Origin of the sequence: Phascolarctobacterium succinatutens CAG:287 (genome assembly GCF_000434895.1) — a bacterium.
Classification (GTDB): Bacteria; Bacillota; Negativicutes; order Acidaminococcales; family Acidaminococcaceae; genus Phascolarctobacterium_A; species Phascolarctobacterium_A succinatutens_A.
The window spans coordinates 1-14,679 of the sequence record NZ_FR892753.1 but is presented as its reverse complement, the minus strand read 5'-3'; the positions used below and the strand labels follow the sequence as shown (position 1 = coordinate 14,679).

At 49.8% G+C, this 14,679-nt stretch carries 16 protein-coding genes and 1 riboswitch; of the genes, 1 reads left to right on the top strand and 15 read right to left on the bottom strand.

What is annotated here, in order from left to right:
- Window positions 1–250: 250 nt before the first annotated feature.
- Genes folP through BN587_RS00995 form a run of 5 tightly spaced genes read right to left on the bottom strand, consistent with a single transcriptional unit; the run spans window position 251 to window position 4,033 of the window.
- Complete coding sequence (gene folP, locus BN587_RS01015) at window positions 251–1,444, bottom strand: dihydropteroate synthase (RefSeq protein WP_021719309.1); 1,194 nt, start codon at window positions 1,442–1,444, stop codon at window positions 251–253.
- A complete protein-coding gene (gene folE2, locus BN587_RS01010; RefSeq protein WP_021719308.1) occupies window positions 1,435–2,211 on the bottom strand; it encodes a GTP cyclohydrolase FolE2 in 777 nt (258 codons plus the stop codon). Before folE2 ends, folP begins: the two co-directional genes overlap by 10 nt.
- Before the next feature lies 1 nt (window position 2,212).
- Complete coding sequence (queD, locus tag BN587_RS01005) at window positions 2,213–2,569, bottom strand: 6-carboxytetrahydropterin synthase QueD (RefSeq protein ID WP_009145128.1); 357 nt, start codon at window positions 2,567–2,569, stop codon at window positions 2,213–2,215.
- Window positions 2,566–3,045: a tRNA (uridine(34)/cytosine(34)/5-carboxymethylaminomethyluridine(34)-2'-O)-methyltransferase TrmL gene (gene trmL, locus BN587_RS01000; RefSeq protein WP_040564986.1), complete on the bottom strand. Its 480-nt coding sequence runs from the start codon at window positions 3,043–3,045 to the stop codon at window positions 2,566–2,568. Before trmL ends, queD begins: the two co-directional genes overlap by 4 nt.
- Before the next feature lie 43 nt (window positions 3,046–3,088).
- Window positions 3,089–4,033: a glucosaminidase domain-containing protein gene (locus tag BN587_RS00995; RefSeq protein ID WP_021719306.1), complete on the bottom strand. Its 945-nt coding sequence runs from the start codon at window positions 4,031–4,033 to the stop codon at window positions 3,089–3,091.
- A 197-nt stretch (window positions 4,034–4,230) separates the two neighbouring features.
- Here BN587_RS00995 and BN587_RS00990 point away from each other — a divergent pair, with 197 nt between their 5' ends.
- Entirely contained in the window at window positions 4,231–4,902 is a 672-nt protein-coding gene (locus BN587_RS00990; RefSeq protein ID WP_021719305.1) for a metal-dependent hydrolase, read from the top strand.
- Between the two features lie 3 nt (window positions 4,903–4,905).
- Here BN587_RS00990 and BN587_RS00985 read toward each other — a convergent pair whose 3' ends face one another.
- From BN587_RS00985 to recA, 10 genes are all read right to left on the bottom strand, one after another.
- Entirely contained in the window at window positions 4,906–6,156 is a 1,251-nt protein-coding gene (locus BN587_RS00985) for a RecQ family ATP-dependent DNA helicase (protein WP_021719304.1), read from the bottom strand.
- A gap of 149 nt (window positions 6,157–6,305) precedes the next feature.
- Entirely contained in the window at window positions 6,306–6,590 is a 285-nt protein-coding gene (locus BN587_RS00980; protein ID WP_021719303.1) for a zinc-ribbon domain containing protein, read from the bottom strand.
- 390 nt (window positions 6,591–6,980) lie between these two features.
- Window positions 6,981–7,622: a histidine phosphatase family protein gene (locus tag BN587_RS00975; RefSeq protein WP_021719302.1), complete on the bottom strand. Its 642-nt coding sequence runs from the start codon at window positions 7,620–7,622 to the stop codon at window positions 6,981–6,983.
- Entirely contained in the window at window positions 7,622–8,422 is an 801-nt protein-coding gene (locus BN587_RS11265; RefSeq protein ID WP_021719301.1) for a nicotinate-nucleotide--dimethylbenzimidazole phosphoribosyltransferase, read from the bottom strand. Before BN587_RS11265 ends, BN587_RS00975 begins: the two co-directional genes overlap by 1 nt.
- Window positions 8,423–8,478: 56 nt before the next feature.
- On the bottom strand, window positions 8,479–9,213 hold the full coding sequence (gene cobS, locus BN587_RS00965; RefSeq protein ID WP_021719300.1) for an adenosylcobinamide-GDP ribazoletransferase: 735 nt from the start codon (window positions 9,211–9,213) through the stop codon (window positions 8,479–8,481).
- 4 nt (window positions 9,214–9,217) lie between these two features.
- Complete coding sequence (cobT, locus tag BN587_RS00960; RefSeq protein ID WP_021719299.1) at window positions 9,218–10,228, bottom strand: nicotinate-nucleotide--dimethylbenzimidazole phosphoribosyltransferase; 1,011 nt, start codon at window positions 10,226–10,228, stop codon at window positions 9,218–9,220.
- Window positions 10,229–10,236: 8 nt separating this feature from the next.
- On the bottom strand, window positions 10,237–10,815 hold the full coding sequence (gene cobU / locus BN587_RS00955) for a bifunctional adenosylcobinamide kinase/adenosylcobinamide-phosphate guanylyltransferase (protein WP_021719298.1): 579 nt from the start codon (window positions 10,813–10,815) through the stop codon (window positions 10,237–10,239).
- A gap of 147 nt (window positions 10,816–10,962) precedes the next feature.
- A riboswitch (cobalamin riboswitch) is annotated at window positions 10,963–11,145 on the bottom strand.
- Window positions 11,146–11,226: 81 nt separating this feature from the next.
- Complete coding sequence (rny, locus tag BN587_RS00945; protein ID WP_021719297.1) at window positions 11,227–12,771, bottom strand: ribonuclease Y; 1,545 nt, start codon at window positions 12,769–12,771, stop codon at window positions 11,227–11,229.
- Between the two features lie 238 nt (window positions 12,772–13,009).
- Window positions 13,010–13,537 (bottom strand): regulatory protein RecX, encoded by a 528-nt coding sequence (locus tag BN587_RS00940; RefSeq protein WP_021719296.1) that lies wholly within the window; start codon window positions 13,535–13,537, stop codon window positions 13,010–13,012.
- Window positions 13,512–14,564, bottom strand: coding sequence for a recombinase RecA (gene recA / locus BN587_RS00935; protein WP_021719295.1), 1,053 nt, complete (start codon window positions 14,562–14,564; stop codon window positions 13,512–13,514). The genes BN587_RS00940 and recA overlap by 26 nt, the downstream gene beginning before the upstream one ends.
- Window positions 14,565–14,679 lie beyond the last annotated feature (115 nt).

Genomic DNA, 14,679 nt, shown 5'->3' with positions numbered 1-14,679 from the left:
GGAACAACCGAAATTGCAATATTGTTTGAGCGCTAAGCTGACTTCTGCAGAAAAACACTTCGCCTAGCGCGAGTTTTATTGCAATTTCGTCTTTGTTCCGCACGAAATTGCCGTTAAAAAATTTTTCGCTGCAGCGTGACAGATAATTGCTAAAACAATTCTTCCTGTAACACACTAAACGATACTTTCGCAGCAATTATTCTGTCGCAGCGTGACAGATAATTGCTAAAACAATTCTTTCTAAGCTAACCTATTCCGCACTGCCACGCAAAATAGCTTCCATTGTGCGAATCGCCCGCACATTCTCCTCAACATCATGCACGCGCACCATCTGCGCCCCCGCGTAAATTGCCTGCAGACTCGTCGCAATCGTCCCCTCCAAACGCTGCTCTGCCGGTACACCGCCCAGCACAGCACCAAGCGTGCTCTTGCGCGAAGCCGCCAGCAGCACAGGATAGCCAAAGCTCGTCAAAGCCTTCAGGTCACGCATCAACAGCAAATTCTGCTCCACATTCTTGGCAAAGCCGATACCGGGATCCAGAATAATCTTATCCGCACTCACACCGCGCTCACGCAAAAGCTGTGCTCTCTGCGCCAGATAAACGGCAATCTCCTGCACAACATCCTTGTACTCGCAGTTCTGCTGCATATTCTTCGGCGTACCGCGCATATGCATAAGGATAATCGGCGCTTTAGTAGCCACAATCACGTCAGCCATGCGCGGGTCAGCCTCCATCGCACTGATATCGTTGATAATATCAGCACCGGCAGCAATAGCTGCCTCCGCCGTATCCGCACGATAGGTATCAATAGAAATAACAGCATCGGGATAAGCCTTGCGCAAAGCAGTAATCGCAGGAACTACGCGGCGGCGCTCCTCCTCCCCATCAACGCTGTCGCTGCCCGGACGGGTAGACTCACCGCCGATATCCAGCACACCGGCACCTGCAGCAAGCATTCTGCCGGCACGCGCCACCAGCTCCTCCATAGCGGGCACACGGCTGCCCTCATAAAAAGAATCCGGCGTAACGTTCAAAATGCCCATCACGCACATCTTCTCATAGGTCAGCACTCTGCCGTCAGCCAGAGTAGTGCACAGCTTTTGCGGCGTCAGCGCCATTTCCAGATCAATAGCAGCCTGAGGAATACCAAAATAAGGCATCTGCGCCAGCTTCTTCAAAAGCACCTTATAATGCTTCAGCGTACCCAAAAGCAGGATATCAACATACTTCGCAGCGCAGGTAACAGCACCGACAGGCGTTACAGCGTCACCGCCCACTGCCAGCATCTCCTGCTTGATAATATTCGCTGCCGGAGTACGCACACCCAGCAGCTTGAACGGAATAATCTCCGCCTTATGCGCAAAAATAGGCAGACTGTCGGCATGAGCGCCGATGCTTGCCAGCGCTGCCTCCAAACCTTCACGGTTAACCTTTAATAACATTCATTCTCACCTTTTTCCACAACAGCAAAAGCGTTATGATTATGGATGCTTTCCATGCTCTCCACCTCTGCACGATACCAGGTAATGCGCTTATCCGCCTCCAGACGTAAAGCAACCTCACGCACGGCATCCTCTACAAAACGCGGATTTTCATAAGCATGCTCCGTAACGTATTTTTCGTCAGGACGCTTCAAAAGACCATAAAGCGGCGTGCTTGCGGAAGCCTCGGCATATTCCACCAGCTCCTCCAGCCATACCATCTCCTGCGCCTCAACCTCCAGCTTCGCCCAGGCACGCTGGTTATGCGCACCGTATTCGCTGATTTCCTTGGAGCAGGGGCACAGCGTCTGCACCGGCACAACAGCGGTAATGCGCCAACGCAGCTTCTCACCCTTCTCGGCCTTATACACGCAATCGATATCCATCGGCGCTTCCATGCCGCTCACAGGAGCCTTCTTCGTCACAAAATACGGGAACTTCAGCTCGATAAAAGCTCTTTCAGCCTGTAGATGCTGCTTCAGCTGGTCCAAAATAGCCTCCACATCAGCGAGGCCCACAGGACCGAGAGTACGCAGACATTCCACAAAACGGCTCATGTGCGTACCGCGCATATCATGCGGCAAATCAACCGCCAGTGTTACCTCCGCTACGCTGTGCTGCGTACCGCGCTCTTTATCGCGCAGCTCAATCGGCCAGCGCAGGCCCTTTATTCCCACATGCTTCAAAGGAATATTGCGTAAATCCTTTTCGCTTTGTACATCCTTCACGTCATTCACCTCTGTACACGCAGCCACTGGTGCGAGTTTCCCAAACTTCTACTTCATATAAATGGTAATGGTCGCTCTTAAGCAGCTCAACCAGCTTATTCCAAACCCAGACGCTGATATTTTCTGCAGAAGGCACCGGAAGAATATCATTCAGGCAGGCGTGGTCCAAATGTGCCAGCACCTCTTCCTTCACCAGATTCTTCAGCTTAATGAAATCAATAACCATACCCTCGTGGTCGGGAGTGCCCTCCACCTTTACCACCAGCTTATAGGTATGCCCGTGCAAATGCTCGCACTTGCCGTTATACGCAGGCAGATAATGCGCAGCGTCAAAATCAAATTCCTTAATAATTATCATTTATACTCTCCTCCATAAAGGGTTAAATCAGCAAAGCCGTTCTGGCGCAGAGCCTCATAAGCCACAATCGCCACGGAATTGGACAAATTCAAAGAGCGTGCATCCTCAATCATCGGAATACGGATGCAGCTTTCGGGATATTCGTGCAGCAAGGTTTCCGGCAGACCGGCAGTTTCCTTGCCGAAAATCAGCAGGCTGTCCTGAGCATACTGCACATCGGCATAAGAGCTGTGTGCCTTCGTCGTCAGGAAATACTTGGGGTTATCCTTATATTTTTCCAGCACCTCGTAAACGCTGTCATAATAATGGATATCAACAAGATGCCAATAATCCAGGCCTGCACGCTTCAAATATTTATCCTCCACGGAAAAACCAAGCGGACGGACCAAATGCAGGTGACAGCCTGTTGCTGCGCACAGACGTGCAATATTGCCGGTATTGCCGGGAATTTCCGGTTCAACTAAAACTATATGCATTTTACTGAATGCCTCCTCAGCTGACTGCTGCGCAGTCATTAATTTATTTTTGCTCCTGCAGTATTTCAGAAACCCTCTGCTTCATACTGCGCTTCTTTTTATTCTTTTCCTTAACCGGTTCAGCCGGTGCAGGCTTAATCTCCTCCACAGGCTGCTGTGCCAGGATTTTCTGATAGGTAGCCATAATCTTTTCGCAATACAGCGAGCCCATCGCCCAAGTACCGTTCAAACCGTACCAGGTGTTGACAACACCGCGCTCCAAGCGGATATTATGCGCCAGATCATAGCGCGGATCGACAATATCGGTTGAAGGGCGCTTCGTCTGCGTATAAGCCAGCAGATGCTGGATATGCGCACGCACGCCCAGCTGCGGTGTAGCAAAGGACGCACCGCGCACACCGCCGCCGATAGTACCGAGGCCGCAGAAATTATTCTGATGATGCAGCACATCACCGCCATAGCGGTAGGCACCGGTTTCCACCAACGATTGCGCCAGGGCAAGGTCCGGACGCACGTTTTCACGCTTAGCCTCCTGCCAGTACAAATCGACAAGCTCCTCCACCGGGCAGGCCAGCTTCACAGCCGGGTTGGCCGCCAAAATATAGGCAATAGCCTGCGCCTTGCTGGCAATCGCCTCACCGTAAATAGCGATATTACGGTAATCATCCGGCAGCTGTGTCCCGGAAAAATAGAATTTGCCATCCTTCTCCTGTAGCAGCGACGGACGTGGAGCAGCAGGAACCTTTATCGTACCGGCCGGCGGTTTAGCCACCGGTTTGGTAGATACTACAATTTTATCCTTTTCCTGAGTTATTTGGACACCGCGCTGCTTTTTGTTCAGCAGCTTCTTATCCTTTTTATCAGCGATAATCGTCTGCTTGGAGGCCGGTGCTTCATCAGCGACCTCGCGCACAGTTGCCGCACACACGCCGGCGTACAGCGACAGGCCCAGCAGAACACTCGCAAAAGTAATTTTTTTATATTTCATAGCGCATTACTCCTATATATATATCACGCTATCAATTTTACCGCACATAAGGCAAAATTGTAAAGTTTTTCCCACCCCTGCAGTGAGGAATTCACAAAAAAGTAGATTTAAGCTATAATATTTATAAGATAACAGTCAAGCGCTATCTTATTTAATATCAAGCAGCAATCAGCTTGTCAAATTAAGGAGGGAAAATTATGTCCGCAAAATTCCATTTCATCAACCATGCCTGCTTTATTTTGGAAAAAAATAATTCCGCTATTATCTTCGACCCGTATCTGGACGATAATCCGGAAGGACTCACTGCCAAAGACATTAAGGTTGATTATATTTTCGTCAGCCACGGTCACTTCGACCATTTGGGCAGTGCCTTTGAAATCGCCAAAAATTGTGACGCTACCATCATCTCCACTGCCGAAATCTGCGGTCTGGCGCAGGATGCCGGCTGCAAAGCACACGCTATGCATCTTGGCGGCACCTTTAAGTTTCCCTTCGGCAAGGTACGCCTGACGTTGGCCTTCCACGGCAGCGGCGTTCCCGGTGGTCACGCCTGCGGCATTGTCATTGATTTCTACGGCACGAAGCTGTACTTCGCCGGTGACACCGCACTCTTCAGCGATATGCAGCTGCTGCCCAAGCTCGATGCTTTTGAATACGCAGTGCTTCCTATCGGCGGCAACTTCACTATGGACCCTAACGATGCGCTTATCGCCTGCAAACTGCTGCAGGCAAAATACGTTATCCCCGTACATTACAACACCTGGCCGCCCATCGCTCAGGACGTGGAAGCCTTCAAGGCTGCCGTTGAGGACGAAACCGACAGCAAGGTGCTTATTGTAAAACCGGGCAATACTATTGATATCGATTAAAAATTAAAACTTCAAAAACTTACGCCACGAAGCGTTCTTATTCACGTCGCAGTTGCCGCAATTGTTGCACTGCGACGTTGTTTTTTCTCCGAAATATTCCAGCAGTACCTTGCGCAGGCACATGGACGTATTGCAATAATTGGTCATTTTGCTCAGCAGCTGCAGCTCGTGCTCCTTCCAGGTCAAATCCGGCTGGTCGTGGCCGATAAGATAGGTGTTGACCGCGATATCCGCCTTATCATAAAGCAGCAGACATTCCGCAGGCAGGCCGTCACGCCCTGCGCGTCCTGCCTCCTGATAGTAGCTTTCGATATCCTTGGGCATATTATAATGCACCACAAAGCGTACATCAGGCTTATCAATACCCATACCGAAGGCATTTGTTGCCACAATCATCGGTACACTGCCGCCGACGAAGGCATTTTGATTTTCGCGCCGTTCCTCCGGCGTCAGGCCCGCGTGATAGCGCAAGGCACTGAAGCCCTGGCGCCGCAAAAGCTGGGTAACGCTTTCCACCTTGTTGCGCGTAGCACAGTAAACTACGCCGCAATCCTTTTTATGCTTGCGCATAAACTCCAGCAGCGAGCGCTCCTTATCCTGCGTGCGCTGCACGGCAAAATGCAGGTTAGGCCTGTCAAAGCCCGTCACCACAATTTTTGCCTCCGGAATGCCCAAACGTTTGATGATATCACGGCGCACATCCGGTGTAGCCGTAGCAGTAAAGGCTGCTACCAGCGGCTTCGTCGGCAAGGCCTGAATAAAATCAGGAATATTATAATACTCCTTGCGGAAGCTGTGTCCCCATTGCGATACGCAGTGCGCCTCGTCCACTGCCACCATGGTAATATAAGCCTTGCAGGCGAAATCAATAAACTGCTGGTTTACCAATCGCTCCGGTGCCACATACAAAAATTTGCACTGCTTATTAAGCGCAGCGTGCAGCACTCTGCCGTATTCGTTGCTGCTCATGCTGCTGTCAAGATAAGCTGCCGGAATACCGCGGGCCGTCAGCGACTCTGCCTGATCCTTCATCAGCGATATCAGCGGCGAGATTACCAGCGTCACGCCCTTCAGCAGCAGCGAAGGCAGCTGAAAGCAGATACTCTTGCCTGCACCTGTAGGAAGCACTGCCAACACAGGCTGTCCGTGTAATATTTCACTTATAATTTCTTCCTGCCCTGTGCGGAAGCTGCTGTAGCCATAAAAATGCAGCAGCGCGCGGTGCAGAAAATCACTGTCTATAATACGTGCCATAAAGCTCCCTTGCTTCGAATAATTGATATTGTAAAAAGTATAGCATATAAGCACTTTTATGTAAAATAACTTTCGTTTTTTCTATGATTGGCTAATAAAAAACAGGTACAGCCTAAGCTGTACCTGAATTTGTTACTTCAAGCGTCTAATTAGTGTTTACGTGCGTTGAAGCATTCGCGGCAGTAAACCGGACGATCGCTGGGTTTGAACGGCACCATGGTCTCTTTACCGCATTCAGCGCAAACTGCGGGGAACATTTCGCGTTGCGGACGGTCGTTTTGTACGCCCATGCGTTGTTTGCGTGCTTGACGGCAAGCCGGACAGCGGCGCGGTTCGTTAGTGAAGCCTTTTTCTTCGTAGAACTCTTGCTCGGAAGCAGTGAATACGAATTCGTTGCCGCACTCGCAGCAGGTTAAAGTCTTGTCTTCTTTCATTGTTTAATCACTCCTAATCATAGATAGAACATACCCCAAAGAACGCATTAAGATGTTTACCTTGGCTTCCCCATGTCATCTATGATAGAAGAAGTTAGGAACTTAAACGGACCACTGAGATACACCACTTACAGTATATAGTAAGCGCCTGTAAAAGTCAATCTTAGTTTATCAAAAATGCGTAAATTCTTTAATAAGAAACTTTTCATTTCTCAACATATCCCAAAATCCGCTTATTAACAGTGCTCACGATAAAAGCTTGCGGGTAAAATTAATGGTGCAGCACCGATAAGTTTACAACAAAAATTATGACAGCCTTTGCTGTTTTCACAGCCTGATAGCAAAACCGCGCCAGCTTTTCAGCTCTGCGCGGTTTTCGAACTTCAATTTTTATTTATGCAGCCAGTTTACAGAGCTTCCCTGCTCTCTGGCAAAGTGAGCATCATTGATGGTTTCCGCAATAATATTGCCCTGCCAGTCATTCAGCGTGCTGACAGAAACATTATGCACACTCAGCTTCCACAGATTGTTCAGGGGGATGTCCAAAAGCAGGCACAGCTGCACGCGGATAATACCGCCATGCGATACAATCGCGATATTTTTCTCGTGGCCTTCACGCTCGAAGATATAGTCAAAGGCCGCCTGACAGCGATGCGCTACATCATGAAAGCTTTCGCCCTGCGGCGGAATCCATTCGCCCGGACGCGTCAGGAAATCATCCATCTCCTTAGGCCAGCGGCGGCTGATTTCCGCATATTCCAGGCCCTCCCAGGCACCGAAGCTTACCTCCTGCAGTAAATCCAGCGGCTGATAGGACATATTTTTGCTCATAGCCAGCGGTGCTGCCGTCATGCAGGCACGCAGCATAGAGCTGCAGTAAATTTTATCAACCGGCAGATGCTGCATATAGGCAGCCAGCTTCTCAGACTGCGCCAGGCCTTTGCCGTTCAGCGGCATGTTGATGCGTCCCTGAAAGCGGTGTCCCTTGTTGCTGTCCGTTTCACCGTGACGGATTAAATATATTCTACCCATTAAGCCTTCGCTCCTTTTTTAGATTGCTCTGCCAGGGAAAATTCCTTCATCTCCGCATGTACGCCTGCTTCCTCAAAGGTTTCCATTTCCTTGTAGGCCTTGATGCCGGCATTGAACAGCGTAAAGCAGACAGCAGCTCCCTCACCGGCGCCGTCGGGAATGTTCAGGCGCAGCGGTGCCGTAAGCCCCAGCTCCTGCAGGCATTCTTCCGCTCCCGGCTCTGCGGAAACGTGACCGGCAAAGCAGTAATCCAGCACGGCAGGTGCCATATCCGCTGCCTTTTTGGCAGCCTTGCAGACAGCAACACCGTCCAGCATTACCGGCACCTTCATTGCTGCAGCCTGCAGCAGAGCACCAGTCATTGCAGTGCGTACCATCTCATTATCAGGATTGGAAAGACAGCCGAAGCCCAACAGCTCTAATCCCTTCTCATGTACCAGCTCCTGCACCAGGGCAGCGCCCTCTTCCAGAGCGTCAGCCTCCTCCTCCAAGGTTACGAGCAGAGCCACGGCCTTCGCACCGGTTTCTGCAGCCAGCACATTCACCGGCCATTTAGCGTGCATAATTTTTTCGGCCTGAGCAGCCTCTTCGATACCGCACCACACCAGCAAATCGCGTTTAGGATAATCTAAATCCTCTTTTTCATAAATGCCCTTGATACCGCAATAGCGCGAGGTCATTTCTTCCAGCTTGGCCAGACTGCCGACCGGCTTGATCAGATTATCAAAGCGTGTCTGCGCCAGCTTCATACAACCTCTGTCCGCAGGCACAATCTTTTGGATTATTTCTTCTATATGCATAGCATTTTTCCTTTCTGTCTCTTTATAATTAGGCAAAATATTGCCGGGGAAATATATCAGATTATATAGGTTGCGAGCATCAGGTAAACCACAACGCCGCATTCCGTCAAAAAGCCGTAGGTATCACCGGTAAGGCCGCCCAGCTGACCGCTGAGGAAATGCGCAATGCACTGGCAGATAACAAAGGCCGCTATTGCCGTATACAGATATGGCAAACCGCAGGCTGCGACAAGCGCCAGACAAAGAGCAAAGGCAATATAGGTATACATCGGCTTGGCATAGGCCTTAAACATATGACCGATACCTGTTTTGCGTGCATACTTGTAGTTGACGATGTAGGTAACCATAAAGGTACGCGTTGCTACAAAAACCGCAACCAAAGCAAACGACAGCTTTACCGGCGGCAGCGTAGTATAGGCAGCCACCTTCAGCATCACGAGGCAGACAAGCGCGATAACGGCATTGGAGCCTACGTGGCTGTCCTTCATGATTTCCAGCATACGCTCACGGTCACGGGCGCTGAAAACACCGTCGGAGGTATCCATAAAGCCGTCATACATCAGTGCGCCGATAATAATCAGCTCCGCCAGCACCAGCATCACCGCACGCATTAAATCAGGTGTGTGCAGATAATACAGGCCGTAATTTACCGCACCCATAAAAACGCCCATTACCAGGCCGACCAAAGGGAAGTACGGCACGCTGCGGCTGAAATCGTCATCATGCCAATCAGTGCGGTTGGAAAAGCGGATTCTGGTCAAAAATTCCAGACAAGTTACAAAATCACGCATCACATCACCTGCTTAAATGATTATACACATCCATCGCTGCCTGCAGCACAACAATAGCCAAGGAAGCACCGGTACCCTCGCCCAGGCGCATACCGGCATCCACAATCGGATAAAGCTGCATCAGCTCCAACATTTTCTTGTGGGAAATATCGCTGCTCAGATGCGAGCAAAGCATATAATCGCGGCACTGCGGATAGAGGCCGTAGGCCAGCAGTGCTGCAGCCGTGGCATTGACACCGTCAACCATTGTCGGTACACGGCGGCGGGCTGCGCCGATAATAACACCGGCCAGACCTGCGTGGTCATAGCCGCCGACCTTACAGAGTATATCCATCGCATCACCCTGCTTCGGCATATTTTTAGCCAGGCCGTCGATAACAACCTGACGCTTAATCTTCATGCGTTCGTCATTAATACCGCTGCCGCGGCCGACAGTCAGCTGCGGATCCAGTCCCAGAAACGCGCTGGCAATAGCGGAGGTAGAGGTTGTATTGCCGATACCCATTTCACCGGTATAAAGCATATTGTAGCCTTGGTCGATGCACATATCAGCCATTTCCATGCCAACGGCAATAGCCTTTTCCGCCTGCTCGCGCGTCATCGCCGGTCCCTGGGTGAAGTCATTTGTTCCCCAGGCTACCTTTTTTTGATAAACCTTGGGCAAATCGCTCAAATCAAAGGCAGTGCCTACATCGCAGACGAAAACATCGGCGTGCGCATGACGTGCCAGCACGGTGGCTCCGGCAGTACCGCGCATATAGCCGTTAATCATCTGGCGCGTAACCTCCTGCGGATAAGCGCTGACACCGTATTTGGCAATACCGTGATCACCGCACATCAGAACCATCGCCGTCTTTAATTTATCCGGTAAATCCTTGCCGAGCATACCTGCAAGGTCTACAACCATATCCTCCAGCTTGCCCAAGTTGGCTGCCGGCTTGTCTATCTTAGCGTAGCCTGCCCGCACTTCCTGCATACGTTCTTCATCCAGGGCAGGTATCATGATTTTTTCCATATCAGTCGTTATTCTCCTTCATCCTCAAATTTAAAAGCCAATTTTTTTACGTCAACGGCCTGACCAGCTACACAATAATAAACGTGGTCAGCCTCCTTCGCCACACGCTGGTTAACCCAGCCGGCAAGGTCACGGTATTCACGCGCCATCTGATTATCCGGCACAATACCGCTGCCCACCTCGTTCGTAACAAAGACAACGATTTTGCCGCAATTACGTGCTGCTGCCAGCACCTTGTCAATTTCGTCAAATACTACCTGACAGCGCTCAAGGAATTCACCCTCCGGCGCTTCCTTGCCGTAAATCAGATTACACATATAAACAGTCAGGCAATCAAACAGAACCGCTCCTGTTTCCGCAGACAGAGCTTCAAGCGTGCGCTCCGCATGATAAGGCGCTTCGTGATTAATCCAACGCGCATCACGGCGCTGACGGTGCAGACGCACGCGCTCCGCCATTTCCTCATCTAAGATTTCTGCCGTAGCAACGTAATCGCATTTGGGAGAATAATGCAATACATAGCGTTCTGCAAATTCGCTTTTGCCACTGCGGGCTCCGCCGGTAACCATAATGATTTTTCCAGGCATATTTCAACCTCCCTTCGTTTTTGTAAGCTGCATGCTTTTCATTTTATGCATATATGAAAAAAGCTCCCTTGCGGGAGATTCACAAAATGCAGATGCAGCCAAAAATTCTATATTTACGCATACCAAAGCCAGCCTATCTCCCGTAGGCTCCGAGCTTCGTAACAGGCAGGTCTCCTGGCTTAGCTTCATCGCCCTCAGCGCCTTCCCAACTTGCGTCAGTGACATAATTGCCTGGGCTCCGCTTACAGTAGCGGGACTGCTCCGGATTCTCACCGGCATTCCCTTTTCAGCACCGACCTCAACCGGCGCACCTGTCAAAAAAATTCCAAGTATATATATTCGACAGCAATTCCTATAATCCTGCTAAGGCACAAAAAAAGAGCTGCCTAAGCAGCTCTTTCAGGAATTTCGTTATTTTGCGTAATCAACAGCACGGGTTTCGCGGATGATAACAACCTTGATCTGACCTGGATATTCCATTTCAGCTTCAATCTTCTTGGAGACATCGCGTGCCAGAAGCACAGCGGAAGCATCATCGATAACATCCGGCTTAACCATAATGCGGATTTCGCGGCCAGCCTGTACGGCATAGCATTTTTCAACGCCCTCAAAGGACTCAGAAATTTCTTCCAATCGAGTTAAGCGCTTCAGGTAGCTTTCCAGAGTTTCGCGTCTTGCACCCGGGCGGGCAGCAGATACTGCGTCAGCAGCAGATACCAGAACAGCTTCAACACTCTTAGGCTCGCAGTCACCATGATGCGCCAAAATAGCATTGACAATCAAGTCGGACTCACGGAACTTCTTGGCGATTTCGCCGCCGATTTCAACGTGAGAGCCTTCCATTTCATGGTCGATGGCCTTGCCAATATCATGCAGCAGGCCGGCACGCTTAGCCAGAACAACGTCAACACCAAGCTCAGAAGCCATTACACCTGCAAGGTTGGCAACCTCAACAGAATGGTTCAGGACATTCTGACCATAGCTGGTACGATATTTCAGGCGGCCCAGCAGCTTAATCAGTTCGGGATGCAGGCCATGCACACCAACTGCAAAGGTAGCCTGTTCGCCGGCTTCCTTAATCTTCTGCTCAACCTCTTTTTGTGCCTTTTCAACCATTTCCTCAATGCGGGACGGATGAATACGACCATCATTAATCAATTTTTCCAAAGCGATACGGGCAACCTCGCGGCGTACCGGATCGAAGCCGGAAATAATAACAGCCTCCGGAGTATCATCGATAATCAAATCGATGCCGGTAAGGGTTTCCAGAGTACGGATGTTACGGCCTTCACGACCGATAATGCGGCCCTTCATTTCATCGTTAGGCAGGCCTACTACGGAAACGGTTGTTTCCGCTACATGGTCTGCTGCACAACGCTGAATTGCCAGGGAAATAATTTCTCTTGCCTTGCGGTCCGCTTCATCTTTTGCCTGTTGCTCCAGATCCTTAACCATCATAGCAGATTCATGCTTAACCTCGTCCTCGAGGGATTGCAGCAGCTCCTGCTTTGCTTCGTCACTGGTCAGTCCGGAAATACGCTCCAGTTCAACCTGACGTTTTTCCAGCATTGCCTCAGCCTTCTCCTGAGCAGCGTTCAGGCGCTGTTCCTTGGAAGCCAGCTTTTCTTCTTTGCGTTCGAAGGATTCGATTTTACGGTCCAGATTTTCTTCTTTTTGCAGCAGACGACGTTCCTGACGCTGCAGGTCATTACGTCTGTCTTTATTTTCACGCTCCATATCGGAACGAAGACGATGGATTTCTTCTTTAGCCTCCATCATGATTTCTTTGCGTTTTGCTTCGCCGGTCTGCTCCGCATCCTGTACAATACGGATAGCCTGCTCTTCTGCAGTAGCAATTTTACCTTCAGCAACATTTTTGCGAACCAGATAACCTACTGCACCGCCAGCCAGACCAACGACAACAGCTGTACCGATAATTTCTAAAATCGTCCTCACCTCCTAAAATTAGATTTTTCCAAGATTTTTTTGCACAGTAACAGCAGGCGCCTGCTTGCGTCTGCTATAGATGTCCTTATTCCGTTGAATCTATAATAAATCACTGTATTATCTATTCTGAAATAGGGCAAAAAATAAGGCAACCGCTTTACGCGTCGCCTCGTGAAAATCGTTGATATTAACACGATTGGATAACTACATTATAGTGTATATTTAACAAAATTGTCAAGTTTAACCGCTATATATTGTCTGAAAAATGCAATTTACCCAATATAATGTGCACATATCTTGATGAAAAGCCACGGGCCGCCATAAAGCGTCCTGCAGCCGCATATATTTTTTTGTTGTCAGTTTCTGCTGTTAGCTTGCGCTGATTGCGCTGCACGAAAAGCTGTGCCGCGTTCTCCGCCTGCTGCTCTTCAATGTCAGGCGTAAAGCGTTCCATAATCTCCGCAGCCACGTCTGGGCGTATGCCGCGCTTGGTCAGCTCCAGCTGCAGATGCTGTCTGCCGTAATAGCGTTTGGCCAGCCAGGCCTCGTACACCCTTTGGGCGTAACGCTCCTCGTTCAGCAGACCGTAATCCTCCAGCTTGGCCACCGCCTCCAGAGCCTGTGACTTAGTTGCACCCTTGCGCTGCAAGCGCTCCAGCATATCCTTATGGCTGTAATCGCGGTAAGACAATAAATCCAGCGCGCAGTCATAAGCCTGCTGCGCGCTGGTAAAGCCTTCTTCCTTTTTCTTATTCCTTAAAGATCGACTCCACATCCTGCAACGGCTCCTCAGCTGCTTCCTTATTATCGCTCTTGGCAATCGTCACTGCGCGGATTTTAGCTTCAATTTCGTTGGCAATTTCCGGATTTTCGCGCAAATAGTCTTTAACCTTTTCCTTGCCCTGACCTAAACGGATATCGCCATAGGAATACCAGGCACCGCTCTTGTTGATAATTTCAAGGTCTGCACCAAGATCAACAAGGCAGCCCTCATGGGAAATGCCCTTGCCATACATAATATCAAACTCTGCCTGTCTGAACGGAGGTGCTACCTTGTTTTTGACAACCTTGACACGGGTGCGGCTGCCAATTACATCGTTGCCGTTTTTCAGCGTATCAATACGACGTACATCCATACGGACGGTAGAGTAGAATTTCAGTGCGCGGCCACCGGTAGTTGTTTCCGGATTACCGAACATAACGCCAACCTTTTCACGGATCTGATTGATGAAAATAGTAGCACATTTGGATTTGGAAATCAGACCTGTCAGCTTACGCAGAGCCTGGCTCATCAGACGTGCCTGCAGGCCAACATGGGAATCACCCATCTCGCCTTCGATTTCTGCACGCGGAACCAAAGCGGCAACGGAGTCAATAACGATAATATCAATAGCGCCGCTGCGTACCAAGGCGTCAGCAATTTCCAATGCCTGCTCACCATTATCCGGCTGAGAAATCAGCAGATCGTCAATATCTACACCCAGATGACGGGCATACTCCGGATCAAGTGCATGCTCCGCATCGATAAATGCTGCATAGCCGCCCATTTTCTGAGCTTCAGCAATCATATGCAATGCAACAGTAGTTTTACCGGAAGATTCAGGACCGTAAATCTCAATAACACGTCCACGCGGAATACCACCGACACCAAGAGCAATATCCAGGGATAAAGCACCTGTAGGGATAACCTCAATATTCATCTTGGAACTTGCTTCGCCCAGCATCATAATGCTGCCCTTGCCAAAATCCTTTTCAATCTGGTGCATCGCCATGTCTAAGGCTTTCTTTTTATCTGCGTCCATCTGCTTGCCTCCTAATATATAAATGTGAACGTACCCCCGTCTATAGAGGCGGAAGCTTCCTGCTTCAACGAGAATAGCACTACTAACTCCGAAGAATTATGGCGACTTACACTCT